This is a genomic window from Agrococcus baldri (assembly GCA_900114805.1).
Lineage (GTDB): Bacteria > Actinomycetota > Actinomycetes > Actinomycetales > Microbacteriaceae > Agrococcus > Agrococcus baldri.
Genome location: FOZN01000001.1, coordinates 102,306 through 126,765, shown reverse-complemented (window position 1 = coordinate 126,765; position 24,460 = coordinate 102,306). Strand labels below are relative to the sequence as shown.

General features: G+C 71.9%; 24 protein-coding genes. 20 read left to right on the top strand and 4 right to left on the bottom strand.

The annotated features are described in order from the left end of the window. The first annotated feature begins 54 nt into the window (after positions 1-54). The 4 genes from dapB to BM288_RS00585 are packed head-to-tail and all read left to right on the top strand — an operon-like array spanning position 55 to position 2,711. Positions 55-759: a 4-hydroxy-tetrahydrodipicolinate reductase gene (dapB, locus tag BM288_RS00600; RefSeq protein WP_092914872.1), complete on the top strand. Its 705-nt coding sequence runs from the start codon at positions 55-57 to the stop codon at positions 757-759. After that, positions 756-1,310: a hypothetical protein gene (locus tag BM288_RS00595; protein WP_318255247.1), complete on the top strand. Its 555-nt coding sequence runs from the start codon at positions 756-758 to the stop codon at positions 1,308-1,310. Before dapB ends, BM288_RS00595 begins: the two co-directional genes overlap by 4 nt. Next, positions 1,307-2,155 (top strand): thymidylate synthase, encoded by an 849-nt coding sequence (locus BM288_RS00590; RefSeq protein WP_092914870.1) that lies wholly within the window; start codon positions 1,307-1,309, stop codon positions 2,153-2,155. Before BM288_RS00595 ends, BM288_RS00590 begins: the two co-directional genes overlap by 4 nt. A gap of 28 nt (positions 2,156-2,183) precedes the next feature. After that, positions 2,184-2,711, top strand: coding sequence for a dihydrofolate reductase (locus BM288_RS00585; RefSeq protein WP_092914868.1), 528 nt, complete (start codon positions 2,184-2,186; stop codon positions 2,709-2,711). On the opposite strand, the gene BM288_RS00580 is transcribed toward BM288_RS00585, so the two are convergent. The 3 genes from BM288_RS00580 to BM288_RS00570 form a co-directional block, all read right to left on the bottom strand. Further along, positions 2,712-4,304 (bottom strand): cell wall-binding repeat-containing protein, encoded by a 1,593-nt coding sequence (locus BM288_RS00580; protein ID WP_177220182.1) that lies wholly within the window; start codon positions 4,302-4,304, stop codon positions 2,712-2,714. Between the two features lie 22 nt (positions 4,305-4,326). Next, a complete protein-coding gene (locus tag BM288_RS00575) occupies positions 4,327-6,057 on the bottom strand; it encodes a cell wall-binding repeat-containing protein (protein ID WP_092914864.1) in 1,731 nt (576 codons plus the stop codon). Between the two features lie 154 nt (positions 6,058-6,211). Continuing rightward, entirely contained in the window at positions 6,212-6,757 is a 546-nt protein-coding gene (locus BM288_RS00570; RefSeq protein ID WP_318255246.1) for a GNAT family N-acetyltransferase, read from the bottom strand. A gap of 178 nt (positions 6,758-6,935) precedes the next feature. On the opposite strand from BM288_RS00570, the gene dapA reads away from it, so the two are divergent. The 16 genes from dapA to dapF all read left to right on the top strand — a co-directional run bounded on the left by dapA (position 6,936) and on the right by dapF (position 23,865). Beyond that, on the top strand, positions 6,936-7,907 hold the full coding sequence (gene dapA, locus BM288_RS00565) for a 4-hydroxy-tetrahydrodipicolinate synthase (RefSeq protein WP_092914862.1): 972 nt from the start codon (positions 6,936-6,938) through the stop codon (positions 7,905-7,907). Between the two features lie 134 nt (positions 7,908-8,041). Then, positions 8,042-9,715, top strand: coding sequence for a ribonuclease J (locus BM288_RS00560; protein WP_318255245.1), 1,674 nt, complete (start codon positions 8,042-8,044; stop codon positions 9,713-9,715). Between the two features lie 320 nt (positions 9,716-10,035). After that, positions 10,036-11,214 carry an efflux RND transporter periplasmic adaptor subunit gene (locus BM288_RS00555; RefSeq protein ID WP_092914860.1) on the top strand — a complete coding sequence of 393 codons (1,179 nt, stop codon included), beginning with the start codon at positions 10,036-10,038 and terminating at the stop codon, positions 11,212-11,214. Further along, entirely contained in the window at positions 11,214-11,909 is a 696-nt protein-coding gene (locus tag BM288_RS00550) for an ABC transporter ATP-binding protein (protein ID WP_092914859.1), read from the top strand. Before BM288_RS00555 ends, BM288_RS00550 begins: the two co-directional genes overlap by 1 nt. After that, positions 11,906-13,150, top strand: a complete 1,245-nt coding sequence (locus tag BM288_RS00545) for an ABC transporter permease (protein WP_092914857.1) — start codon at positions 11,906-11,908, stop codon at positions 13,148-13,150. Before BM288_RS00550 ends, BM288_RS00545 begins: the two co-directional genes overlap by 4 nt. A 79-nt stretch (positions 13,151-13,229) precedes the next feature. Beyond that, on the top strand, positions 13,230-16,160 hold the full coding sequence (locus BM288_RS00540; RefSeq protein WP_092914855.1) for an FtsK/SpoIIIE family DNA translocase: 2,931 nt from the start codon (positions 13,230-13,232) through the stop codon (positions 16,158-16,160). A gap of 35 nt (positions 16,161-16,195) precedes the next feature. Beyond that, positions 16,196-16,795 (top strand): CDP-diacylglycerol--glycerol-3-phosphate 3-phosphatidyltransferase, encoded by a 600-nt coding sequence (gene pgsA / locus BM288_RS00535; RefSeq protein WP_092914853.1) that lies wholly within the window; start codon positions 16,196-16,198, stop codon positions 16,793-16,795. Further along, entirely contained in the window at positions 16,792-17,361 is a 570-nt protein-coding gene (locus BM288_RS00530) for a CinA family protein (RefSeq protein ID WP_092914851.1), read from the top strand. The genes pgsA and BM288_RS00530 overlap by 4 nt, the downstream gene beginning before the upstream one ends. A gap of 120 nt (positions 17,362-17,481) precedes the next feature. Beyond that, complete coding sequence (locus BM288_RS00525) at positions 17,482-17,811, top strand: helix-turn-helix domain-containing protein (RefSeq protein ID WP_092914849.1); 330 nt, start codon at positions 17,482-17,484, stop codon at positions 17,809-17,811. Between the two features lie 11 nt (positions 17,812-17,822). Then, positions 17,823-18,044: a DUF3046 domain-containing protein gene (locus BM288_RS00520; RefSeq protein ID WP_092914847.1), complete on the top strand. Its 222-nt coding sequence runs from the start codon at positions 17,823-17,825 to the stop codon at positions 18,042-18,044. Positions 18,045-18,218: 174 nt separating this feature from the next. Then, positions 18,219-19,289, top strand: a complete 1,071-nt coding sequence (gene recA, locus BM288_RS00515; RefSeq protein WP_092914845.1) for a recombinase RecA — start codon at positions 18,219-18,221, stop codon at positions 19,287-19,289. Further along, complete coding sequence (locus BM288_RS00510; RefSeq protein ID WP_092914843.1) at positions 19,286-19,942, top strand: regulatory protein RecX; 657 nt, start codon at positions 19,286-19,288, stop codon at positions 19,940-19,942. The genes recA and BM288_RS00510 overlap by 4 nt, the downstream gene beginning before the upstream one ends. Positions 19,943-20,044: 102 nt before the next feature. Next, a complete protein-coding gene (locus tag BM288_RS00505) occupies positions 20,045-20,512 on the top strand; it encodes a hypothetical protein (protein ID WP_143102958.1) in 468 nt (155 codons plus the stop codon). 73 nt (positions 20,513-20,585) lie between these two features. Beyond that, complete coding sequence (miaB, locus tag BM288_RS00500; protein WP_092914840.1) at positions 20,586-22,079, top strand: tRNA (N6-isopentenyl adenosine(37)-C2)-methylthiotransferase MiaB; 1,494 nt, start codon at positions 20,586-20,588, stop codon at positions 22,077-22,079. Positions 22,080-22,092: 13 nt separating this feature from the next. Beyond that, the gene (gene miaA / locus BM288_RS00495; protein WP_092914838.1) at positions 22,093-22,995 is read left to right on the top strand and encodes a tRNA (adenosine(37)-N6)-dimethylallyltransferase MiaA; all 903 of its coding nucleotides are present in this window, start codon (positions 22,093-22,095) and stop codon (positions 22,993-22,995) included. Between the two features lie 3 nt (positions 22,996-22,998). Continuing rightward, on the top strand, positions 22,999-23,865 hold the full coding sequence (gene dapF, locus BM288_RS00490; protein WP_092914836.1) for a diaminopimelate epimerase: 867 nt from the start codon (positions 22,999-23,001) through the stop codon (positions 23,863-23,865). Here dapF and BM288_RS00485 read toward each other — a convergent pair. Continuing rightward, complete coding sequence (locus tag BM288_RS00485) at positions 23,849-24,454, bottom strand: class I SAM-dependent methyltransferase (protein WP_318255243.1); 606 nt, start codon at positions 24,452-24,454, stop codon at positions 23,849-23,851. The genes dapF and BM288_RS00485 overlap by 17 nt on opposite strands. Positions 24,455-24,460: the final 6 nt, after the last annotated feature.

Here is a 24,460-nt window from a genome sequence, read left to right as displayed (position 1 = left end):
GGCAACTCTACGACCGCCGCCGGACCGGCACCTCGGTGGCCGTAGGCTGGCTGCATGGCAGGAACGAGGCGCGTCGGCATCGCAGGCTCCACCGGGCGGCTCGGCTCGCTCGCGCTGCGGCTCGCGCAGGAGGCCGACGACCTCGAGCCGGTCGAGATCGACGTGCGCGACGGGCTCGAGCTCGACGGGCTCGACGTCCTCTTCGACGCGACCGTGCTCGCGGCCAGCGCGAAGCTCGTCGAGGCGGCGACCGAGGCGGGCACGCCGCTCGTCATCGCGACCAGCGGCTGGAGCCACGAGCGCATCGGCGCCCTCCGCGACCGCGGTGCCGATCGCATCCGCATCGTGCCCAACTTCTCGCTCGGCAGCGTGCTCGAGACGCACCTGGCGACGATCGCGGCGCAGCACTTCGAGGCCGTCGAGGTGGTCGAGGCGCACCACGACCGCAAGCGCGACGCCCCCAGCGGCACCGCCACCCGCACCGCCGAGGCGATCGGGGCGGTGCGCGGCTTCCGGCCGGCGACGCCCGACGAGCCCGGCCGCGGCGAGATCATCGCCGGCGTGCCGGTGCACGCCATCCGGCTGCCCGGCGTCGTCGCGCGCCAGGAGGTCATCTTCGGTGGCATCGGCGAGACGCTCACGATCCGCCACGACACGACGTCGAGCGACTCGTACTCGGCGGGCATCCTGCTGGCGCTGCGCGCCGAGCCGCAGGCCGGCGTGACGGTCGGCATCGGCGACCTGCTGGGCCTCGCGTGAGCGACGCGACCGACGCCACCGGCACCGGCACGCCCGCTGAGGGTGCGCCCGACGCCACAGCTCCCGCTGCTGGTGCCCCCGGCACCGCCGCCCGCACCGGCACCGCCCGGGCGCTCGCGCTCGTGATGGCGGCGGCGCTCGCCCTCTACGTGGTAGTCGCCGGCGGGCTCGCGATCGGCTTCCTGCTCACCGGCACGCCGCTCAGCATCGTGGTCGGCGTCGCGCTGGCGATCTTCACCATCGTCGGCGCCTGGGCGCTCGCGTCCGAGCTCGTGTTCGGCATCCGCCTCGACCGCGCCGTGCGGGCGCTCGCCGCCGAGGGCGGGATGCCCGCGCCGCTGCCGGCGACCGCCTCCGGCCGCGCCGACAAGGCCGCCGCCGAGGGCGCCTTCCCGGTCGCGAAGGCCGACGTGGAGGCGCACCCGGAGTCCTGGCAGTCGTGGCTGCGGCTGTCGATGGCGTACGACGCCGCGCGCGACCGCAAGCGCGCCCGCATGGCTGCCCGCAAGGCGCTCGAACTGCGGAAGACTGGAGCACAGGAGGCACGATGACCCACCCCACCACCGCCGTCACCGGCGCGCCTGCGCAGCCCGACGCATCCGCCCACCCCTACGAGGCGCTGCTCGCCGACGTCTTCGCGAACGGCGAGCACAAGGGCGACCGCACCGGCACCGGCACGCGCAGCGTGTTCGGCCGTCAGCTGCGCTACGACCTCAGCCGCGGCTTCCCGCTCATCACCTCGAAGCGCGTGCACTTCAAGTCGATCGCGCTCGAGCTGCTGTGGTTCCTGCGCGGCGACTCCAACGTGCGCTGGCTGCAGGAGCAGGGCGTCACGATCTGGGACGAGTGGGCGGATGCCGATGGTGAGCTGGGCCCGGTCTACGGCGTGCAGTGGCGCTCTTGGCCCGACCCGCACGGAGGCACCATCGACCAGATCGCGCAGGTGGTCGAGTCGATCCGCACGAACCCCGAGAGCCGCCGCCACATCGTCTCGGCGTGGAACCCGGCCGACATCCCCGAGATGGCGCTCGCCCCCTGCCACGCCTTCTTCCAGTTCGACGTCACGGGCGGCCGCCTGAGCTGCCAGCTGTACCAGCGCTCGGCAGACATGTTCCTCGGTGTGCCCTTCAACATCGCCAGCTACGCGCTGCTGACCCACATGGTGGCGCAGCAGACCGGCCTCGAGGTGGGCGACTTCGTCTGGACCGGCGGCGACTGCCACATCTACGACAACCACGTCGAGCAGGTCGAGCGGCAGCTCGCGCGCGAGCCCTTCGCGCTGCCGACGCTGCGCATCACGCGCACGCCCGAGTCCATCCTCGACTACGAGTTCGACGACTTCGAGGTGGTCGGCTACGAGCACCACCCCGGCATCAAGGCGCCGGTCGCGGTCTGAGCCGCGAGCGGCAGGGGAAGGCAGACGGATGCTCGGCATGATCTGGGCGCAGGCGCGCGGCGGCGTCATCGGCGAGGCCGGCGACATGCCCTGGCGTCTGCCGGAGGACATGGCGCGGTTCAAGGCCATCACCCTCGGCCACCCGGTCGTGATGGGCCGCCGCACGTGGGAGTCGTTCCCCGAGCGCTTCCGCCCGCTGCCGGGCCGCGACAACATCGTCATCACCTCGAACCCCGACTACATCGCTGCGGGCGCCCGGGTGGTCGCGAGCCTCGACGAGGCGCTCGCAGCCGCCGGCGCGCTGCTCGAGCATCCCGGCGACGAGGTGTGGGTGATCGGCGGCGGCCGCGTCTACCGCGACGCCATCGAGCGCGCCGACCGGCTCGAGATCACTGACATCGACCTCGACGCCGCCGGCGACACGACGGCGCCCGAGCCGGTCACGGGCACAGCGGATGCGCTGTGGCGCGAGATCGCGCGCGACCCGGCCACGGGGTGGCACGAGAGCACCTCGGGGCTGCGGTACGCCTACCGCACCCTCGAGCGCATCCGCTGATCAGCGCAGCTGCAGCGACCAGGAGCCGCGCGCGCTGACACCGAGGACGACCGGGCCCTCATGGATCTGTCCCGTCGCCGGGAACGTGGGGAACGGCGCCAACGGGCTCGACTCCTGCCAGTGGCCGTGGAGCTCACGCGGTCCGACGAAGCGGCCGGATGCCTCGGCGTCGACACGGATCGTGCGAGCGGGGCCGTCGTAGAGGTAGACGGCCGGGCCTTGGCCGCTCGCGGTCGTCGTCAGGATCGGGGCGCTCGTGAGATCGCGGAGCTCGAGCGCCCACGGGCCGGTCGCGGTCACCCGGAGCCGCCGGACGCTCGCCGAGTCGCCGTACGGCGCGATGAGCGCCGTGCCACCGGTCGAGCCGAGCCCTCCCACGAGGCTGTCGAGGTGCTGGCCCCCAGCGTCGAGCGCATCGACCACCTGGAATCCGGAGCCTTCGAAGCGCACGATGACCTGCCCGTAGCGCACGTCGCGGCCGAGATCGATCGTCGCGTCGCCCGTGCCGGTGTGCCGCTGCATGGGGAAGCGTCCGTACACCTGGCCGATCTGCTCGCGCAGCGGCGTCGTGCACCGCGCCAGCTGCAGCACGCTGTCGCTGAGCGTCGCGGCGCTGCCGAGCCCGGTGACGGTGCGCACGCCGAGCCGGCTGGCCTCGCCGCGCAGCATCGATCCGATCGCCGGGTGGCACGCGTTCGGCGAGAGGTACATCGGAACCCCGGTCGCGGACGAGAGCACGGCACCCGCGAGCGCGTCGGGGAAGTTCTGACCGGTGGCGAGCAGCATCCGAGTCGATGTCGGTGCTTCCTCGATCGACTCGTTGATCAGCCGAGCGGTCTCGTAACGGTTGCCACCGGCGTACCGGAAGGTCCAGGCGGCGCCCGCTCGCTCGAGACCGAGTCGGTCGGCCTCGCTCACCGACGGCTCGCCACCTGCGACGTGCAGGCCGAGGCCCCGCACCTCGGGCCCGACCCGTGCGAGCCAGGCGTCCGATCCGGCGCGCGTGGGCGCATGGTGGTCGAGGATCACAGCCTCGCGGTAGCGCCCCGCGACCGAGGCGGCCACGAGCGCGTCGGGGAAGGTGGCTCCCGAGACGATCCACGCGGCATCGACGGGACCGCTCTCGCGCAGGCGCTCGAGCAGCTCCAGCGAGGTCTCCACGCGGTTGGCACCACCGATGCGGGTGCGCTCGACCTGCGGGCTCGCGGTCGCGGCGGCCGCCACTGCGGCGTCGAGCACGGCGTCGGCGATGGAGGCCGTCGAGCCGACCGCGACGACCTCCGCGGGCGCGAGCTCCCGGATGCGCTCGGCGACGATGGCGGGCAGCTCGTTCGGGGCAGTGAGCAGCAGGTCGCCGCCTTCCGCAGCCACGACGGGGCCGGCCGAGAGCGCATCCGGGAACTTCAGGCCGTTCGCCAGATAGACCACGCCGCCCGTGGTCTCGCCAAGGCTGCGGGAGATCTCGACGCTGGTGGCGAAGCGGTTGCTGCCGGCGATCCGCTCGGTCGGCACCGCCTCTGCGCTGGGCGCGGCGGTGACCAGGCCGGTGGCGATGAGCGAGAGCGCCGCGCCGACAGCGAGGAGAGCGCGCATGGGTGTTCTCATGGGTGCGCCGCTACCGGATGCTCGAACGCGTCACCGAGTCAGAGGCCGTCTGCGACGGCTCCCCGAGCAGGGACGGCTCTGTCAGCAGCGACGGCGCGTTCGCGGGCGACCGGGGCTCTGCGTCCACCGGGGCATCGGCGGCGAACTCGCGCACGGTCAGCCTCCACGGGGAGTCGGACATCACCGCGACCACGGCGGGGCCGGCCGCCATCGTCGAGATGCTGCCGTTGAGCGGTTCGCAGCAGTGCTGGAAGGGCACGCGATAGCTCGCGCCGCCATCGAGCAGCTCGATGACCGCGAAAAGGTTGCCGCCATGGCTCGCCGTGACGGTGCGGGCCGGGCCACCGTAGATGAAGACCGCGTCGCGGTCGCCCGACAGGGGCGTGCCGAGCGTCGGCGCGCTGGAGAGGTCGGTCAGGCGCAGCGTCCAGGTGCCAGTGGTCTCGACATTGAGGTAGCGCACTGGGCGCTCGTGGAACGCCGCGAGCAGCGCGGTGCCGCTGTACGGACCCTGGTAGGAGATGGGCTCGTCGAGCAGCTGGCGGTCGGCGTCGAGCATCACGACGCGGTTGACGCCGCCGCTCGACATGGTGGCGCGCAGCTGCGCGTAGGGGATGCCGCGGGCGCCCAGGTCGATCAGCCGGCTGCCGGTGCCCGAGTGCTGCTGCGGCGCGAACGTGCCGTACTGCGCGGCGATCGTCTGCGGCAGCGTCAGCGGGCACGGTCCGAGCCGCAGCGCGAGGTCGCTGATGGTGGCGGAGGAGCCCAGGCCGATGACCGTGGTGACGCCGAGCCGGTCGGCTTCTGCCTGCAGCTTGGGCGTGATGGTCGCGTGGCACGCGTTGGGTGTCAGCAGCATCGGCACGTCGCGCAGCGCCGCGTGCACGGCGCCCGCGAGGGCGTCCGGGAAGTTCTGGCCGGTCGCGAGCAGCATGGCCGGTTCGGTCGAGGCGGCGGGGAACTGCTGGTTGATGAGCATCGCCGTCTGGTAGCGGTCGCTGCCGGCGTACCGCTGGATCTCGGCGGCGTGCACCAGCAGACCCTGCTGGTCGGCGGCGCTCACGGAGGGGGTGCCGCCGGCGATGTTGACGCGCAGGCCTGCGACCTGCGGTCCGACCCGGTCGAGCCACGCCTGCGTCGCCTGCGGGGTGGGGGCGTGGTGGTCCAGCACGACGGCCGAGCGGTCGCGGCCGGCCACGGATGCGGCCACGAGCGCGTCAGGGAAGTTGGCACCCGATGCGACCCACACCGAGTTCACTCCGCCGCTCTCCCGCAGGCGCTCGAGCAGCAGCAGCGAGGTCTCGACGCGGTTCGCACCGCCGACGCGCGTGAGCGTCTCCTCGGCCTCGTCGCCGTCTGCCTGTGCCGCGGCCAGGGCCGCGGCAGCAACCGCATCCGAGACCGACGCGGCCGAGCCGACCACGACGATCTCGCTGGGGGCGAGTTCGCGGATGCGCTCGGCGACCGCGGCGTGCAGCTGGTTCGGGGGCGTCAGCAGCAGGTGGCCGCCCTCCGCCGCGACGACAGGGCCGGCGGCGAGCGCATCCGGGAATTTCAGGCCGTTGGCGAGATAGACCACGTCGCCGGTGGCCGGCGTCTGGCGGGAGATCTCGACCGACGTCGCGAATCGGTCGCTGCCGGCAATGCGGGTCGTCGAGGCGGCTTCGGCCGCCGGTGCGGCGGTGACGAGACCGGTGGCGACGAGCGAGAGCGCAGCGGCGAGGGCAAGGAGAGCGCGCATGGGTGTCCTCGTGGAAGGGCCGGCGACATCGCCGACAGACTGGGGTGAGGCTGAGCCTAATGTGCTGAATCCTCAGCTCTGCGCGCCGCGCATAACGATCTGGACACGGCCGACGGCTGCGGACGTGGCGGGCCAGCTCGGGTGCGCCGATCCGTCAGCGCAGCGCGATCCAATAGCGCTCGACGCGCGAGCCGTCGTGACCGGTGCGGACGTCCTCGAGCGCGCCGCCGGCGCCGACGATGGTCGCGCGCGAGGGCGCGTTGTCCTCGCAGCAGATGAGCTGGCGATCGATGCCCATCGCGCGAGCGCGCTCGAGCACGAGGGCCAGCGCGGCGCCCGCGACGCCGCGGCCGCGCGCGCTCGGACGCACGCCGTAGCCGATGTGGCCGCCCTCCGCCAGCAGCCAGTCGTTCAGCTCGTGCCGCAGGTGGATCGAGCCGAGCACCTCGCCGGGCGCGGCCTCGTCGACGATCCACCAACAGGTGGCGGGCACGAAGCCGTCCAGCGCGCGCTCGTTCTGCAAGCGCTCGCGCTCGAGCCAGCGCGCGAAGCCGGCCTCGGTCGCGAGCTCCTCGACCTCGAACCCGAAGGTCGAGAACCCATGCAGCACCGCGCCGTCGAACTCGCGCATGCACGCGAGCCACGACGCGTGCAGCGCCCCGCTCGGCTCAGCCAGTCGCACCATCGCTCGCTCCCGCATCCGCCGATCGTACGGTGCAGCCGCCCTCCGCGAGCCCGCTCGCGTACCCAGCAGAGGAGCGATTCGCGATCGGTCGCCAAACGAGGATGGATCGTCCTCATCTGGCGACATCTCCTCAGCTCAGAACCGCGAACCCCCGGAACTCGGTCCGCGCAACCCGGCGCTGTACCCTGGGTGAGTGAGAGAGAACCCCTTCGGCCAGGTCCTGGTCGCGCTCGTCACCCCCTTCCGCGCCGACGGCGAGGTCGACTGGGACGACGTCGGACGACTCATCGACGACTGCGCGACGAACGGCGTCGACGGCATCGTGGTCTCCGGCACGACCGGTGAGACCTCCACGCTCACCGACCCCGAGAAGATCAAGCTCGTCGAGGTGGCGAAGTCGGTCGCGGGCGACCGCGCCAAGGTCATCCAGGGCGGCGGCTCCAACGAGACCGCCCACGCCATCGACCTCAACCAGCAGGCTGAGGCGGCCGGCGCCGACGGCGTCATGATCGTCACGCCCTACTACAACAAGCCCACCCAGGCCGGCGTGCTGACGCACTTCCGCATGATCGCCGACGCCACCGACCTGCCGGTGATCCTCTACGACATCCCCGGTCGCACGGGGATCCCGATCCGCTACGAGACGATCCTGCGCGCGGCCAAGCACCCGAACATCGTCGCGGTGAAGGACGCCAAGGGCGACTTCGCCGAGGTCAGCCGCGTGCTCAACCAGACCGACCTGCTCTACTTCTCGGGTGACGACGCCAACGTGCTGCCGCACCTGGCGATCGGCGCCTCCGGCCTGATCGGCGTCACCGCCAACGTCGCCGCCAGGCCGTACCGCACCATCGTCGACGCGGTGAACGCCGGCGACCTGCACACCGCGCAGGCGCAGCACCAGGCGCTCGAGCCGCTCGTGCGGGCGGTCATGACGCATGTGCCTGGTACCGTTGCAGCGAAGTACATCCTGCACGGCCTCGGCCGCATCGGCAGCCCGCGCGTGCGCCTGCCGCTCGTCGGCCCGGAGGACACCGAGGCGGCGCTCATCGAAGACGAGCTCGCACTCGTCACGGGAGTCGACGGCCTCGACCTGAGCGAGTTCCGTCCCGACCGCAACGCTGCGGCAGGCGGTGCGCTCCCCAAGGTGCACGGCACGACGCGATAGCGGCGAGCCGGCTGCACTCACCGGCATCGAACGGATGCCCCACACACGACAGAGCGCGCGAGCTGCGCGCAACCCACCACATCCGCTCATCCACCACAGCATCACCGGGTGAGCCAAATACGAAGGAGGGCCCTATGACGGCCATCATCCAGCCTGCCCCGCTCAAGGCAGGCACACTCCGCATGTTCCCGCTCGGCGGACTCGGCGAGGTCGGCCGCAACATGACGGTCTACGAGCTCGACGGCAAGCTGCTGATCGTCGACTGCGGCGTGCTCTTCCCCGAGGAGCACCAGCCGGGCGTCGACCTGATCCTGCCCGACTTCGGACCCATCCGCGATCGCCTCGACGACGTCGTCGGCGTCGTGCTCACGCACGGTCACGAGGACCACATCGGCGCCGTGCCCTACCTGCTGCGCCTCAAGGCCGACATCCCCCTGCTCGGCTCGAAGCTGACGCTCGCGCTCATCGAGGCGAAGCTCAAGGAGCATCGCATCAAGCCCTACACGCACACCGTGAAGGAAGGGCAGATCGAGCAGCTCGGGCCGTTCGAGACCGAGTACATCGCGGTCAACCACTCCATCCCCGACGCGCTCGCCGTCGCCATCCGCACCAAGGCCGGCCTCGTGCTGCACACGGGCGACTTCAAGATGGACCAGCTGCCGCTCGACGACCGCATCACCGACCTGCGCGCCTTCGCCCGCCTCGGCGAAGAGGGCGTGGATGCGTTCCTGGTCGACTCGACGAACGCCGACGTCCCGGGGTTCACGGCTCCCGAGCGCGAGATCGGCCCCGTCATCTCGCAGGTGATCGCCAAGACCACCGGCCTCGTGGTCGTCGCCTCGTTCTCGAGCCACGTGCACCGCGTGCAGCAGGTGCTCGACGCCGCGCACGAGAACGGCCGCAAGGTCGCCTTCGTGGGCCGCTCGATGGTGCGCAACATGGGCATCGCCGCCGACCTCGGCTACCTGATCGTGCCCGACGGCGTCGTGGTCGACCAGAAGAAGGCCGAGCAGATGCCTCGAAACGAGGTGGTCTTCATGTCGACCGGCTCGCAGGGCGAGCCGATGGCCGTGCTCAGCCGCATCGTCAACGGCGAGCACCGCATCGAGGTGGGGGAGGACGACACCGTCATCCTCGCCTCGAGCCTCATCCCGGGCAACGAGAACGCCGTCTTCCGCATCATCAACGGCCTCATGCAGCTGGGCGCCAAGGTCGTCCACAAGGGCAGCGCCAAGGTGCACGTCTCCGGCCACGCCTCGGCGGGCGAGCTGCTCTACTGCTACAACATCCTCGGCCCGGCCAACGTCATCCCGGTGCACGGCGAGTACCGCCACCTGCACGCGGCCGCGCAGCTCGCGATCGACACGGGCGTGCCGCGCGAGCGCGCGCACGTGGGCGAGAACGGGACCGTGTGGGATCTCAAGGACCACGAGATCACCGTCGCCGGCCAGCTCGAGATCGGCTTCGTGTACGTCGACGGCTCGTCGGTGGGCCGCCTCGACGAGGCCGACCTGAAGGATCGCCGCATCCTCGCCGAGGAGGGCTTCATCTCGATCTTCATCGCCCTCGAGCCGCAGACCGGCAAGGTCATCGTCGGCCCCGAGATCCACGCGCGCGGCTTCGCCGAGGACGACAAGGTCTTCGACGACATCCGCCCCAAGATCGTCAAGGCGCTCGCCGAGGCGGGCGAGCAGGGCGTGCGCGACACGCACCAGTACCAGCAGGTCGTGCGCCGCACCGTCGGCCGCTGGGTGGGCACGCGCATCCGCCGGCGCCCGATGATCGTGCCGGTCGTCATCGAGGCGTAGCAGCGCCGGACTGCTGCTGCTTCGCGGACCCCTTCGGGATCGCGGGACCCGTTCGAACCGGTCCCCGGATCCCGGAGGGGTCCAGCGCTTGCCGCAGCGGGTCCGCGGATCCAGGAAGGGTCCAGCGCTTGCTGCAGCGGGTTGGCCCGCAGTGGTCCAGCGCTTGGTGCCGGGCGTTCGCTCCCTCGTCCTGCCGGCGACGGATCTCATCCGACAGGATGAGTGCCGGATGCGCACGGTTGCCCTAGGTTTGCAGGCAGGGCGCCGACGCACCACGGCGCTGCCACTCCTCCGCAGGAGGCAGCCGAGAGGACCACGCCGTGGCCGAGCAGCACGACGACGCGCACCAGCAGACGGCCGAGGACGTCCGGCGAGGACCGATGGAGGAGTCGTTCCCGCCCGCCTCGCACGCCGCCGCCAGCTCGCGTGAGGCGCGCCGGCAGGCCAAGCAGCAGCACCGGCTCGAGACGCTCGAGCGCACGCAGCTGCACCGGGCCGAGAAGGCCGCACGCGGACCGGGGGCCTGGCGCACCTGGGTGCTGCCGATGCTGAAGGTCGGGGTCGCGGCGATCATCGCGATCGCGCTCGTGAAGCTCGCCTTCTTCCCCTCGGAGGAGCCGGCGGTCGCCGACGACCCGCTGGCCGGCGCCATGTTCGACGAGCCGGTCGCGATGGTCGAGCGCGGCTCGATCGAGAACGCCGTCTCGATCGACGGCACGGTCGTGCCGGTCGAGGCGGTGCCCATCCGCTCGACGCAGACCGGCATGGTCTCCCGCGTCTACTACGACGACGGGCTCGAGGTCGCAGAGGGAGAGGTGCTCTTCACGGTGCGGGTCGAGTCCGAGCCTGAGCCCGACGCCGAGGGCAACCTCGGTGAGCCGACCGCCGCGATCTGGAACATGCGAGCGCCCGCGACGGGCACGCTGGTCGGCTTCGACCTGCTCGCCGGCCAGATGATCGACCTGGGCGGCGAGGCGGGCGCCGTGCAGCCGCCGCGGCACCTCGTGCGCGCCTCCGTCGGCGCCGCCGACCAGTACCGGCTGACGAGCCTGCCGGAGTCGGCGACGGTGACGATCGACTCCGGCCCCGCGCCCTTCGAGTGCGCCGACGTCGCCATCCGCCAGCCCACGGGGGAAGAGGCGACGGCCGGCGCGAGCGCGACCCTCACCTGCGCGGTGCCGGCCGACGTCCGGGTCTTCGTGGGCCTCTCGACGAAGCTCGAGCTCGCCGCCGGCTCGGCATCCGACGTGCTGGTGCTGCCGACGACAGCCGTGCTCGGCAGCGCCGACGCCGGCATCGTCTACCGGCCGACGGTCGGCAGCGACGGCATGCCGGGCGAGCCGGAGGAGGTGCGCATCGAGCTGGGCATCAGCGACGGCTCCGTGGTCGAGGTGCGCGCGGGCCTCGCAGAGGGCGACGAGGTGCTGCAGTTCGTGCCCGGAGCGGTCGATCCCTGCGCCGACCCCGCCACCGCCGACCCGGCTGTCTGCGGGTTCTGATGCCGCTGCTGCACCTGCGCGGCGTCACCCGGCAGTTCGCCACCATCGACGGGCCCGCCCTGCAGATCCTGAAGGGCGTCGACCTCGACGTCGCGGCCCACGACCGGGTCTCGATCGTGGGCCGCTCGGGCTCGGGCAAGTCGACGCTGCTCAACATCCTCGGCCTGATCGATCAGCCCACCACGGGCATCGTCGAGCTCGACGGCGAGCCCGTCGCGCTCATGGGCGGGCGGATGCGCGACCGGCTGCGCGGCGCGACCGTCGGCTTCGTGTTCCAGCAGTTCAACCTCATCGAGGGCCTCACCGCGGCCGAGAACGTCGCGGTGCCGCTGCACTACGGCGCGGGCAGGCGCTACTGGCAGCGCCACCGGCTGGCGAGCGAGATGCTCGACCGCGTCGGCCTCAGCCACCGCATCGACACGAGGGCGACGAACCTCTCCGGCGGCGAGCAGCAGCGCGTCGCCATCGCCAGGGCGCTCGTGCGCAGCCCGCGGCTCATCCTCGCCGATGAGCCCACCGGCGCGCTCGACATCGAGACCGGCGGCCGCATCATGGATCTGCTCGACGAGGTCGCCAGCGACGCCGGCGCCGCGCTCGTCACGATCACGCACGACGTCGCCGTCGCCGCCCGCGCCCGCCGCATGCTGCGCATCGTCGACGGGCGGCTCGAGGCCACCGAGCAGGTAGCGGCATGACCGACGTCGTCGCAGCCATCCAGGACGCCTGGACCGAGCTGCGCATCCACCGGGGGCGCGTGCTGATGAGCCTCATCGGCGTGACGGTCGCGATCGCCGCACTCACCGCATCCGTCGCCATCGGCGAGCTGGCCCGCTCGACGCTGCTGGTCTCGTTCGAGTCGCAGAGCGGCCGTGCGGCCACGCTCTCGGTGAACATGTGGCAGGAGCAGCAGGGGAGCATCGACCCCTTCGCCGGCCCCGACTCGCCCTCGAGCGCCGACTCGCTGGCGATCATCGACGCGATGGATGCCGCCGTGGAGCGCTACGAGATCGAGTACTCGAGCGTGATCACCGATGCCAACGTGATGTTCCAGGGCGTCGCCGGCACACAGGGCGTCTCGGTGCAGGGCGTCGAGCCCGACCACGCGCTGATGCGCCACCTGAGCGTCGCCGAGGGCCGCTTCCTGATCGAGAGCGACCGTGCGCGACTGGCGCCCGCGGTGGTCGTCAACCGCGGCATGCTCGACGTGATCGGCGGCAGCCTCGAGGCCGCCCGCACCGTCGAGCTCGGCGGCGCGACGGCCGTCGTCGTGGGCGTCGTCGACCGCGGCATGCAGGACGAGTGGCCGCAGGCGTGGATGCTGCCGCGCGACCTGCTGCGCCTGCCCGAGGCGAGCGGGCCGATGTCGTACATGAACCCCCCGGGCCTGGAGGCGTGGGTGCCGGTGGAGCTGGCGGACGACGGCAAGCGGATGCTGAACCAGGACCTCACCGGGGCACTGCCGGGCTGGAGCGTCGACACGCAGCGCAGCGACTGGCAGGCGTGGGGCGACGACTACGACCCGCTGCTGCCGCTGCAGCTCACGCTCGTCGGCACCGCCGCGGTCATCCTGCTGCTGGGCGCCCTCGGCCTCATCACCGTCGCGGTGGTCTCGATCCGGCAGCGGGTGCGCGAGTTCGGCATCCGCCGGGCCTTCGGCGCCAGCCGCAGCCGCATCTTCGCCGCCGTGATGCTCGAATCGGTCGTCGGCACCGTGGTGGCCGGCGGCATCGGCATCGCCATCTGCATCTTCGCCTACCGGCTGCCGCTCGTGCAGGAGCTGCTCACCCAGGGGCTCGCGGGTGCGGCGCTGCCGGGCTTCCCGATGGCCGCCGCGATCACCGGCCTGCTCGTCTCGGCCGTCGTCGGCGCGATCGCCGGCAGCATCCCTGCCACCATCGCGGTGCGCTCGAAGGTGATCGAGGCGATCCGCTTCTGAAACCCGCGCCGACGCGCGGATCGTCCAGGTTTCGGAGTGCCTCCGGCCGCCTGTCGGCGCCTCGAATTAGGGTGTGCGCATGTCCACCACCAAGCCGACGCGCCCCACGGCGCCCAAGACCGCGCCCAAGAGCCGTGCGAAGGCCTCGTCGGGCGGTGCCTCGACCGGCGCCACCACCAAGGTGCAGCGGCAGTCGCGCGCGAGTGCAGCGCAGCCGGTGTTCGAGGACGACGGGCCCGGCATCGGCCAGCGCGCCTGGATGGGCCTCGCGCACGCCACCGGCGGCGCAGCCCGGGTGTTCGGCCGCGAGTCGCTCGCGAAGGACGAGCGCCGCGACGGCGTGCCCTTCTTCCTCACGATCCTCGCCGTCTTCGGCGCGATCGTCGAGTGGATCCTGCCCGTCAACCCGGTCGCGCAGGCGATCTCGGCCTACACCTTCGGCGGCCTGTTCGGTCAGGTGGCGATCGCGCTGCCGGTGGTGTTCGTGCTGCTCGCGCTGTGGATGTTCCGGCACCCCGCGTCCGTCAGCGACAACGGCCGCGTCGGCGTCGGCCTGGCACTGCTGCTCATCTCGGTCGCGGGCCTCTGCCATGTCATCACGGGCATGCCGGATGCGTCGCAGGGCATGCCCGCGCTGGCGAACGCGGGCGGCATCCTGGGCTGGGTCGCCTCGGCGCCGCTTGCGGCACTGCTGACGCCGATCGGCGCAGGCATCGTCAGCGGCATCGTCGCACTGCTCGCGGTGCTCGTGATCACCCGCACGGCCCCGAACCGCATTCCCGAGCGCCTCACCGACCTGTACGGCTACCTCTTCGGCGTCGACACCGGCAGCGAGGAGGAGCGCGAGGAGGCGCGGCGCGCGCGCAAGGAGGCGAAGGAGCTCGCGAAGTCGGAGGCCGCCGACGAGGAACCCGTCGACGGCGCCGAGTCGCTGCCCTTCTGGCGCCGCAACGCCACCGGCCGCGAGGTCGATCCGCCCTACGAGGGCGGCGGTCTTGACGACCTCGGCCTCGACGCGCTCGACCACGAGCAGGCCTACGACAGCCCCGTGGTCGTCGACCGCGATCAGCCGACCACCAAGGTCGGCCGGGTGCCCGCCGCGCCGGTCGAGCCGCTGCCGGCCGACCCCGGCGAGGACGACCACGAGCAGTACGCCACAGCGGTGCTCGCCGACCTCGAGCACGCCGAGGAGGCGATGCGCAAGCACACCGGCGAGATCCCGCCGGCCGACGGCGCGGCGCCGGCCACCGCATCCGCCCCCGCACCCGTGCGCGAGCGCCCCTACCGCCTGCCCTCGATCGCCTCGCTCGGCCAGGGCGACCCGCCAAAGGCGCGCTCGCAGGCCAACGACGACATCGTCGCCGCGATCACGCAGGTGCTCTCGTCGTTCAACGTCGATGCCAAGGTCACCGGCTTCTCGCGCGGCCCGACCGTCACGCGCTACGAGATCGAGGTCGCGCCGGGCGTGAAGGTGGAGCGCGTCACCGCGCTGTCGAAGAACCTCTCGTACGCCGTCGCCTCCAACGAGGTGCGCATCCTCTCGCCCATCCCCGGCAAGAGCGCGATCGGGATCGAGATCCCCAACCCCGACCGCGAGACGGTGAAGCTCGGCGACGTCCTGCGCTCGCGCGCGGCCGCTGACTCCAAGCACCCGATGACCATCGGCATCGGCAAGGACGTCGAGGGCGGCTACGTGGTCGCGAACCTCGCGAAGATGCCGCACCTGCTGGTCGCAGGATCCACCGGCTCCGGCAAGTCGTCGTTCGTCAACTCGATGATCACGAGCCTGCTCATGCGCGCCACACCCGCCGACGTGCGCATGGTGCTCGTCGACCCGAAGCGCGTCGAGCTGACCGCCTATCAGGGCGTGCCGCACCTGATCACCCCCATCATCACGAACCCCAAGAAGGCAGCGGAGGCGCTGCAGTGGGTCGTGAAGGAGATGGACATGCGCTACGACGACCTCGCGTCGTTCGGCTACAAGCACATCGATGACTTCAACGCCGCGGTGCGCGCGAACGAGATCGTGCTGCCCGCCGGCAGCCAGCGCACGCTGAAGGCCTACCCCTACCTGCTGGTGGTGGTCGACGAGCTCGCCGACCTGATGATGGTCGCCCCGCGCGACGTCGAGGATTCGATCGTGCGCATCACCCAGCTCGCGCGCGCGGCCGGCATCCACCTGGTGCTCGCCACGCAGCGCCCCTCGGTCGACGTCGTCACCGGCCTCATCAAGGCGAACGTGCCGAGCCGCTTCGCGTTCGCGGTCTCCTCGGTGACCGACTCGCGCGTCATCCTCGACCAGCCCGGCGCCGACAAGCTGATCGGCCAGGGCGACGGCCTCTTCCTGCCCATGGGAGCCAACAAGGCCATGCGCGTGCAGGGCGCCTGGGTCGAGGAGGCAGAGATCCAGCGGGTGGTGCAGCATGTCACCGGCCAGGCGCGGCCCGAGTACCGCGACGACGTCGCCGAGGTCGCCGAGAAGCGCGAGATCGACGCCGACATCGGCGACGACCTCGAGGACCTGTGCGCCGCGGCGGAGCTCGTCATCTCCACCCAGTTCGGCTCCACGTCGATGCTGCAGCGCAAGCTGCGGGTCGGCTTCGCGAAGGCCGGCCGCCTGATGGACCTGATGGAGTCGCGCGAGATCGTCGGGCCCTCCGAGGGCTCGAAGGCGCGCGACGTGCTGGTGCCGCCGGACGGCCTCGCCGCCGTGCTCGCCGAGCTGCGCGGCGAAGGGCCGTCGGCCGCGCCCGCGGCGCCGGCACCGGCGCAGCAGCAGGCGCCGGCGCAGCAGCCGGTCCCGTCGGCGCCCGCGCAGTCCGCACCCGCGCCCGCGTCGGCGTCGGCCGAGCCCGACGCATCCGCCGAGGACGACGACAGCGGCGCCTGGGTCGAGACCGACGACCGCTACAGCGACCCCTTCGACACGGCGAACCGCGACGGGCTCGAGGTCGTGGAGGCCGACGGCGACGACGACGAGGACGCCTGGTCGCTGACCGGCCGCGACTGAGCCGAAGACCAGCCGCGACTGGGTAGCCTGCACTCATGGGGATCCTGAGCCCGTGGCGCGGTCGCATCTGGCGTCGCGGCGACACGCCTGCGAGCGTGGCGAGCGTGCCGAACCTGATCTCGGTCGTGCGCATCCTGCTGACGCCGGTGTTCATCGTGGTGGCGCTCACGAACCCCGATCCCGGCCTCGCACGCACGCTCGGCGCGCTGCTGTTCGTGGTGCTGATCGCCACCGACTTCGTCGACGGCCAGATCGCGCGCGGCCGCAACCTGGTCACCGACTTCGGCACGCTCATCGACCCGATCGCCGACAAGGCCATCACCGGCAGCGCCTTCGTCGTGCTGTCCATCCTGGGCGAGCTGCCGTGGTGGGTCACCGCCGTCGTGCTGCTGCGCGAGTGGGGCATCACCGCCTACCGGCTGGTGGTCTCGTCGCAGACGGTGATCGCGGCCGATTGGGCCGGCAAGGCGAAGACCATGGCGCAGGCGATCGCGCTGCCGCTCGCGCTCGTGCCGCTGCAGTCGTGGCTGGGTGAGCCGGGCGTCTGGATCTGCGTCATCACGATGACGATCGCGGTGGCGCTCACGATCTACTCCGGGCTCGAGTTCGTGGTGCATGCGGTGAGGGCACGATGACGGATGCGCGGCCCGACGCGGGTGCGCAGGACGCCGACCTCGAGCTCGCCAGCTCCATCCTCGCCCGCGCCGCAGCGCGCGGCGTGACGATCGCGGTCGCCGAGTCGCTCACCGGCGGCCTGGTCGCCGAGACGCTGGTGCGCACGCCGGGCGCCTCCGCAGTGCTGCGTCTGGGCGTGGTCGCCTACGCCACCGAGATGAAGCACGAGGTGCTGCGAGTGCCGGCGACGCTGCTGGGCGCGCGCGGCCCCGTCGACCCGGAGGTGGCGATCGCGATGGCGCGCGGCGTTCGGCAGCTGGCCGCGCTCGACCGCTCCGCCTGCACGATCGGCGTCGCCACCACCGGTGTCGCCGGGCCGGGCGCGCAGGACGGGCATCCGCCGGGGGAGTTCCACGTCGGCGTGGAGATCGACACCGTGCACGGCCGGGTCGCCGAGTCGTCGTCGCATCTGGAGACGGGGGATCGCGAGGTCGTGCGGCACGCCGCGCTGCGGGCGGCGCTGCGGGCGCTCGATGCCGCGCTCGACCGCACGGATCTGCGGATCCACAGCGAATCCACACCGTGACCAGGGCCGGCGTGGAATGCGAGATGTGACAGTGGTGTTATCAACTTCGTGGACAACTCGGCAGAACGCAGGAGAGCTGCGACTAGGCTGGTGCATCCGACCACGGTGAAGGGGGAGACCATGGTGCTGGTTCGACAGGAGATCGGTGACGTGCTGCGCGACACGCGGCTGCGTCAGGGCAGGACGCTGCGTCAGGTCGCCTCGCGCGCCTCGGTGGCGCTGGGCTACCTGAGTGAGGTGGAGCGCGGCCAGAAGGAGGCCTCGAGCGAGATCCTCGCCTCGGTCGCGGACGCGCTCGACGTGCCGCTGTCGAGCGTGCTGCGAGAGGTGGGGGACCGTCTCGCAGTGCTCGAGGGCCTGAGCTTCGGCGAGTTCGACTCGCTCACCTCGCCGGTGCCGGACACGCTGCCGGCCGACATGGTCGCCGAGTTCGACGCCGCGGTGCACTAGAGGCATCGGGGATGCGCACGAGCGAGCTGCAGATCGCGATCTCGGAGGAGTTCGGCGCGCTGGGGTCGGTGCTGATGACCGACTTGACGCTGGGCAGCCTCGGCGGCCGCACGGGCACCGAGGCGCTCGCCGCTGGCGTGCCCGCGCGGCACGTGTGGTCCGCGATCTGCGACGCCAAGGACGTGCCCGCCGAGCGGCGGCACGGCAGGGGCCTGCGCGAGCCGCAGCGCTGAGCGGGCCGGCGACACGCCGACGCGACGTTCGAAGATAGGTTCGATCGGCGCGTAGGCTGAGGGAACGCGACAGGTCCGCTTCTCCACAGGCGGCAGCGCGGGCCGCACGCATGTCAGCGGCCCGACGTACCGTGAGCGCACCATCAGCCAAGCACTGCGAACGGAAGGCCAGCAATGCCCACACCTGCAGACCGCGACAAGTCGCTCGAGGCGGCGCTCGCGCAGATCGACCGTCAGTTCGGCAAGGGGTCGGTGATGCGCCTCGGCAGCGACGAGCGCGCGCCCGTCGCGACCATCCCGACCGGCTCCATCGCGCTCGACGTCGCACTCGGCGTCGGCGGCCTTCCGCGCGGCCGCATCATCGAGATCTACGGCCCGGAGTCCTCTGGCAAGACCACGTTGACGCTGCACGCCATCGCCAACGCGCAGCGCAACGGCGGCATCGCCGCGTTCATCGACGCCGAGCACGCGCTCGACCCGGAGTACGCGAAGAAGCTCGGCGTCGACATCGACGCGCTGCTGGTCTCGCAGCCCGACACGGGCGAGCAGGCGCTCGAGATCGCCGACATGCTCGTCCGCTCGGGCTCGATCGACCTGATCGTCATCGACTCCGTGGCCGCGCTCGTGCCGCGCGCCGAGATCGAGGGCGAGATGGGCGACAGCCACGTCGGCCTGCAGGCGCGCCTGATGTCGCAGGCGCTGCGCAAGCTCACCGGCGGCCTGAACCAGACGCAGACCACCATGATCTTCATCAACCAGCTGCGCGAGAAGATCGGCGTCTTCTTCGGCAGCCCCGAGACCACAGCCGGCGGCAAGGCGCTGAAGTTCTACGCGTCGGTGCGCCTGGACATCCGCCGCATCGAGACGCTGAAGGACGGCACCGACGCAGTCGGCAACCGCACCCGCGTCAAGGTCGTGAAGAACAAGATGGCGCCGCCCTTCAAGCAGGCGGAGTTCGACATCCTCTACGGCGTCGGCATCTCCCGCGAGGGCAGCCTGATCGACTTCGGGGTCGAGCACAGCATCGTGCGGAAGTCCGGTGCCTGGTACACCTACGACGGCGACCAGCTGGGCCAGGGCAAGGAGAAGGCCCGGCAGTTCCTGATCGACAACCCCGACCTGGCCGCCAAGATCGAGCTGCAGATCCTGCAGAAGCTCGGCATCGGCGCAGGCAAGGCCGCAGCCGAGGAGCCGGCCGCCGTCGAGTCGCTCGACGCGCGCCGCCAGGAGCGCCAGGGAGCGTGAGCGAGCAGAGCCGGCTGGCCGGCGTCACGCAGCTCTCCGCCTGGATCGCCTCTCGCGAGGACGAACCGGCAGAGGCGTGGGCGCCGCCGCCGGGGCTGCCGCGCGGTGGCTCCCGTCGCGCCCGCGCCGCAGACGATCGCCTGATCGATGCCGCCGAGCCCGAGGCCGAGGCGGCCGTCGAGCCGGAGCCGGTCGACGAGGAGGCTGCGCGCTCCATCGCGCTGCGTGCGCTCGGCAGGCGGGCGGCGAGCAGGCAGGAGCTCGACCGCACCCTCGAGCGTCGCGACGTCGCTCCGGAGGTGCGCGAGGCGGTGCTCGAGCGCCTCGAAACCGAGGGGCTCGTCGACGACGCACAGCTGGCTGAGGACCTCGCCGAGCGGCTGCGCGAGCGCAAGCATCTGGGGGAGCGCGGCATCGCCGCCGAGCTGCGCAAGCGCGGCCTCGACCCCGCCGTCCTCGAGCGTCCCGACTATGACGACGAGCTGCAGCGCGCCATCGACGCCGCCGCGGAGCGGCGCCGGCGGCTCGGCAGCCTCGACGACGAGACAGCAGAACGACGGCTCTCGGGCTGGCTGCAGCGCCGCGGCTTCGGCGGCGCGACCGTACGCATCGCGATCGAGCGCACGCGTGCCCGAGGGCCCCGGTTCCGCTGACGCTGCAGCGCGATCCCGCGCCGTCCTGCGGGTCCGCCGTCCGTCGGGCTGCGTTCAGGATTCGCTCAGTTTCGTGCCCTGTGATCCGGCTAGGTTCGAGGCATGAAGACGACCAGGATTGTTGCTGTTCCGGCCCTTGCGGCCGCCTCGTTGCTCGCACTGACAGGCTGCTTCCAGCTGCCGCCGGTGGGCGGCGCGCAGACGGCTGAGGAGCCGGGTGGCGGCACGACGCAGGAGCCCGGCGGCGGCACTGCTTCGGAGGACCTCGCTGGCTCGTCGTGGAGCGGCGAGCTCGGCCCCGGCTTCGCCACCATGGACTTCACCTTGAACGCCGACGGCACCGTCGACATCACCGATTGGAACGACGGTGACGGGCCCTTCGACAGCGCGGACGACGTCTGGTCCGGCGACCCGTCGAACCTGACGGTGACGATCACGCAGCTCACCGATCAGAACCAGGACTCCGGCTCCTTCGACGTGACCTTCACGGGCACGGCCGAGGGGGGCGAGATGGACCTCTCCGGCGAGTCGCCCGACGGCACCTGGACGCTGACGGCCACGCAGGGCTGAGTCACATCCGAATCTCGAGGCGCCCCGTGCTCAGGCACGGGGCGCCTCTCCCGTCCGCCGGTATCCTGGAGCGATGTCCACCACCCTCGCGCAGCGCACCTACGAGGTGAAGACCTTCGGCTGCCAGATGAACGTGCACGACTCGGAGCGGCTGCGCGGTTCGCTCGAAGAGGCGGGCTACACCGAAGCCCTCGACGGCGCGCCCGACGTGATGGTGATCAACACCTGCGCCGTGCGCGAGAACGCCGACCAGAAGCTCTATGGCCACCTCGGCTACCTCGCCAAGACGAAGCGGGAGCGCGAGGGCTTCCAGATCGCCGTCGGCGGCTGTCTGGCGCAGAAGGATCGCGCGAGCATCCTCGAACGCGCACCATGGGTGGACGTCGTCTTCGGCACACACAACCTGGGCTCGCTGCCGACCCTGCTGGAGCGCAGCCGTCACAACGGCGAGGCCGAGGTGGAGATCCTGGAAGCGCTCGAGGTCTTCCCCTCGACCCTGCCGACCAAGCGCGAATCCTCCTATGCCGGCTGGGTGTCCATCTCGGTCGGCTGCAACAACACCTGCACGTTCTGCATCGTGCCCTCGCTGCGGGGCAAGGAGCGCGACCGCCGCCCGGGTGAGATCCTCGCCGAGCTGCAGGCGCTCGTCGACGACGGCGCCATCGAGGTCACGCTGCTCGGGCAGAACGTCAACTCCTACGGCGTCGAGTTCGGCGACCGGCTCGCCTTCGGGAAGCTGCTGCGCGCGGCGGGCGAGATCGAAGGCCTCGAGCGCATCCGCTTCACCAGTCCGCACCCGGCGGCCTTCACCGACGACGTCATCGACGCCATGGCGGAGACGGATGCGGTGATGCCGCAGCTGCACATGCCGCTGCAGTCGGGCTCCGACCGGGTGCTGAAGGCGATGCGCCGCTCCTACCGGTCGACGAAGTTCCTCGGCATCCTCGACAAGGTCCGCGCGCGCATCCCGGATGCCGCCATCACGACCGACATCATCGTCGGCTTCCCTGGCGAGACCGAGGAGGACTTCCAGGAGACGATGCGCGTGGTGGAGGCCTCGCGCTTCGCCTCGGCATTCACCTTCCAGTACTCGATCCGGCCAGGCACGCCCGCGGCGACGATGCCCGATCAGGTGCCGAAGGAGGTCGTGCAGGAGCGCTTCGAGCGGCTCACCGCGCTGCAGGACCACATCGCCCACGAGGAGAACCAGCGGCAGGTCGGCCGCATTCTCGAGGTGCTGGTCTCTGTCGGCGAGGGCAAGAAGGATGCAGAGACGCACCGCTTGAGCGGCAGGGCGCAGGACAACCGGCTGGTGCACTTCAGCCCCGGCAGCCTCACCGGCGGGGATGCACCTCGCCCCGGTGACATCGTCACGACCGCCGTGACGCACGCGGCGCCCTTCCACCTGATCGCCGACGGCGAGCCGGTGGCGTTGCGCCGCACGCGCGCGGGCGACGCCTGGGATCGGGCGCAGGCCGAATCGTGCGCAGTGCCGAGCGCTGGCGCGACCGGTGCGGCGATCGGCGGCCCGGTCTCGCTCGGCCTGCCGACCCTGCGCGTGCGGTGAGCAGCGACGACCTGTGAGGCTCATCGCGGTCGTCGGCGCGACCGGCACCGGCAAGACCGAGCGCTCGCTCGAGATCGCGGACGCGATCATCGGCCTCGGCGAGACGGCAGAGATCGTCAACTGCGACGCCATGCAGCTCTACCGCGGCATGGACATCGGCACCGCGAAGGCGAGCGTCGCCGAGCGCCGTGGCCATCCGCACCACCTGCTGGATGTGCTGGAGCCGTGGCAGGACGCAGCGGTCGCGCAGTACCGGCAGGCAGCGCTGGCAGCGCTGGAGGCGATCGAGGCTCGCGGCGCCGTGCCGATCCTGGTCGGGGGCAGCGGGCTCTACGCCTCGAGCGTGCTCTACGACTTCGCCTTCCCGGCCACCGATGCGCAGCTGCGCGCACAGCTGGAGGCTGAGCTCGTGCAGCTCGGCGCCACCGAGATGCACGGGCGGCTGCTGCGCGTCGATCCCGCCGCGGCCGCCGCCATCGGCCCGCACAACGGCCGGCGGCTGGTGCGGGCGCTGGAGGCGGTCACGCTCACCGGTGAGCCCTTCCGCGTCGGGCTGCCGCCGGAGGCGGCGCTGCTGCGCCCCACGATCATCCAGCATCAGCGCGTCGAGCGCGCGGAGCTCGTGGGCCGTCTCGACCGGCGGGTGGAGCGGATGTGGTCGCTCGGCATCGTCGAGGAGGCGCGTCGGCTGCGCGCGGCGGGCATCGAGCGCGGTACAACGGCGCAGCAGGCGATCGGCTACCGGCAGGCGCTCGACCAGCTCGACGGCACCGTCACCGAGGCGGAGGCGATCGCGCAGACGCAGGCGCTCACGCGCCGCTACGCGCGGCGACAGGTCTCCTGGTTCCAGCGCTACCCGGCTGCGCCTGCAGCGGACGCGGCTGCCATCGCGCACCAGGCGCTCGATACGCTGTAGGGCATGACAGCAGTGGCCAGCGGCGTGTTCTCGAAGGGGCACGGAACGGGCAACGACTTCGTGCTCATCGCCGACCCTGACGGCGCGCAGCCGCTGACGGCCGAGCGCGTGCGCGCACTCGCCGACCGACGATTCGGCATCGGCGGCGACGGCGTCATCCGTGCGGTGCGTGCTGGCGCCACCGGCGATGCGGCGCTCGACGCGGCACCGCCCGGCACCTGGGCCATGGACTACTGGAACGCCGACGGCACGGTGAGCGAGATGTGCGGCAACGGCGTGCGCGTCTTCGTGCGCTTCCTGCTGGAGTCGCAGCTCGCCGAGCTCGCCGACGGCGAGGGCATCGACATCGTCACGCGCGCCGGGATCAAGCGCGTCGAGCGGCGGGGCCCGCTGTTCGCCGCAGATCTTGGCGCGTTCCAGCTCGGCGGCGACCGCCTGGTCGCGGCCGACGGGCTCGACGTCGACCGCCCCGGCCTCGACGTCAGCACCGGCAACCCGCATGTGGTCGTCGCGCTGGCGAGCGACGCGGAGCTCGAGGCGCTCGAGCTGCACGCCGCGCCCGCCCTCGACCCGGCCCCCGCATCCGGCGCGAACGTGGAGTTCGTGGTGCCAGGCACGATCGCCGACGGGGTCGGCTCGATCCGCATGCGCGTGCACGAGCGCGGATCCGGCGAGACGCTCTCGTGCGGCACCGGCGCGGTCGCCGCAGCGATGGCGACACGGCACTGGTCAGGGGACGCGGCGGACCGATGGATCGTCGACGTGCCGGGCGGCAGGCTCGAGGTCGAGGTGGACGAGCGCGGTCACGCCTGGCTGACCGGCCCGGCCGAGCTCGTGTTCCGCGGCGAGGGGCTCACTCCGGTGCTGTGACGGCGATGATCCGGTACGTCCGCTTGGAGTCCGCGCGCTCGACGTCGAAGTCCGCGAAGCGCTCGGTCAGCCAGCGCAGCAGCGAGTCGGCGCCCAGGTGCTTCTGCACCACCAGCCACGCGGTCGCGCCGGGAGCCAGCCGGGGGATCCAGGTCTCGAGCAGCTCGTGGAGCTGCGGCTTGCCGATGCGGATGGGCGGATTCGACCAGATGGCCGCGAAGCGCACGTCCTCCGGCACCCGCTCGGGTGTGGCAGGAGTGATGTTCGATAGACTGAGCAGCTCGGCATTCCGCTCCACGAGCGAGAGCGCTCGAGCGTTGACGTCGACCGCCCACACGTGCGCGTCGGGGGAGCGGGTCGCGAGCGTCGCGGCGATGGGACCCCAGCCGCAGCCCAGATCGAGCAGCTCGCCGGTCTCGGGGGGAGCGGGAACGGCAGCCAGCAGCACCTCGGTGCCGACATCGAGTCGGTCGCCGGAGAACACCCCGGTCGCGGTCACCATCTCCCGCTCGGCGCCGGCGATCGGCACCCGGATCGTGCGCACCGATTGCGGCGCGGCGGGATCGGGGGAGAAGTAATGGTCCGGCACGGACTC

Bases quoted from the DNA above. Each gene is read 5' to 3' on its own strand.
- BM288_RS00550 (WP_092914859.1), top strand. From the start codon at position 11,214: ATGCCGCTGCTGCACCTGCGCGGCGTCACCCGGCAGTTCGCCACCATC.
- dapB (WP_092914872.1), top strand. From the start codon at position 55: ATGGCAGGAACGAGGCGCGTCGGCATCGCAGGCTCCACCGGGCGGCTC.
- BM288_RS00585 (WP_092914868.1), top strand. From the start codon at position 2,184: ATGCTCGGCATGATCTGGGCGCAGGCGCGCGGCGGCGTCATCGGCGAG.
- recA (WP_092914845.1), top strand. From the start codon at position 18,219: ATGCCCACACCTGCAGACCGCGACAAGTCGCTCGAGGCGGCGCTCGCG.
- BM288_RS00575 (WP_092914864.1), bottom strand. From the start codon at position 6,057: ATGCGCGCTCTCCTTGCCCTCGCCGCTGCGCTCTCGCTCGTCGCCACC.
- dapF (WP_092914836.1), top strand. From the start codon at position 22,999: ATGACAGCAGTGGCCAGCGGCGTGTTCTCGAAGGGGCACGGAACGGGC.
- BM288_RS00545 (WP_092914857.1), top strand. From the start codon at position 11,906: ATGACCGACGTCGTCGCAGCCATCCAGGACGCCTGGACCGAGCTGCGC.
- BM288_RS00520 (WP_092914847.1), top strand. From the start codon at position 17,823: ATGCGCACGAGCGAGCTGCAGATCGCGATCTCGGAGGAGTTCGGCGCG.
- BM288_RS00590 (WP_092914870.1), top strand. From the start codon at position 1,307: ATGACCCACCCCACCACCGCCGTCACCGGCGCGCCTGCGCAGCCCGAC.
- BM288_RS00580 (WP_177220182.1), bottom strand. From the start codon at position 4,304: ATGCGCGCTCTCCTCGCTGTCGGCGCGGCGCTCTCGCTCATCGCCACC.
- pgsA (WP_092914853.1), top strand. From the start codon at position 16,196: ATGGGGATCCTGAGCCCGTGGCGCGGTCGCATCTGGCGTCGCGGCGAC.
- BM288_RS00570 (WP_318255246.1), bottom strand. From the start codon at position 6,757: ATGCGGGAGCGAGCGATGGTGCGACTGGCTGAGCCGAGCGGGGCGCTG.
- BM288_RS00560 (WP_318255245.1), top strand. From the start codon at position 8,042: ATGACGGCCATCATCCAGCCTGCCCCGCTCAAGGCAGGCACACTCCGC.
- BM288_RS00505 (WP_143102958.1), top strand. From the start codon at position 20,045: ATGAAGACGACCAGGATTGTTGCTGTTCCGGCCCTTGCGGCCGCCTCG.
- miaB (WP_092914840.1), top strand. From the start codon at position 20,586: ATGTCCACCACCCTCGCGCAGCGCACCTACGAGGTGAAGACCTTCGGC.
- BM288_RS00530 (WP_092914851.1), top strand. From the start codon at position 16,792: ATGACGGATGCGCGGCCCGACGCGGGTGCGCAGGACGCCGACCTCGAG.
- BM288_RS00540 (WP_092914855.1), top strand. From the start codon at position 13,230: ATGTCCACCACCAAGCCGACGCGCCCCACGGCGCCCAAGACCGCGCCC.
- BM288_RS00525 (WP_092914849.1), top strand. From the start codon at position 17,482: ATGGTGCTGGTTCGACAGGAGATCGGTGACGTGCTGCGCGACACGCGG.